Source organism: Achromobacter pestifer (assembly GCF_902859625.1).
GTDB classification, from domain to species: Bacteria; Pseudomonadota; Gammaproteobacteria; order Burkholderiales; family Burkholderiaceae_B; genus Achromobacter; species Achromobacter pestifer.
Genome location: NZ_CADIJX010000026.1, coordinates 1 through 527, shown reverse-complemented (window position 1 = coordinate 527; position 527 = coordinate 1). Strand labels below are relative to the sequence as shown.

General features: G+C 62.8%; 1 pseudogene. It reads left to right on the top strand.

Annotated elements, in window-relative coordinates:
• Window positions 1-527, top strand: a pseudogene (locus tag HV753_RS31135) (hypothetical protein); the annotation flags it as partial.

Genomic DNA, 527 nt, shown 5'->3' with positions numbered 1-527 from the left:
GGCAACACGGCGATCACAACCGGTTCCGGCGTCGATCAGATCACCTTGCTGGATAGCGGCCTGACCGGGTTCGTGACGGTGGACGCCGGTAACGGCGACAACACGATCCTGCTGGATACGGTGACGGTCGGTGGCAATTCCACGATCACAACCGGTTCCGGCGTCGATCAGATCACCTTGCTGGATAGCGGCCTGACCGGCTTCCTGACCGTGGACGCCGGCAACGGCGACAACACGATCCTGCTGGATACGGTGACGGTTGGCGGCAACACCACGGTCACGACCGGTTCTGGCGTCGATGAGATCACGCTGGTGGATAGCGGCCTGACCGGGTTCCTGACGGTGGACGCTGGCGAAGGCGACAACACGATCCTGCTGGATACGGTGACGGTCGGCGGCAACACCACGGTCACGACCGGTTCTGGCGTCGATAAGATCACGCTACTGGATAGCGGCCTGACCGGATCCTTGACGGTGGACGCTGGTAACGGCGACAACACGATCCTGCTGGACACGGTGACGGTCGG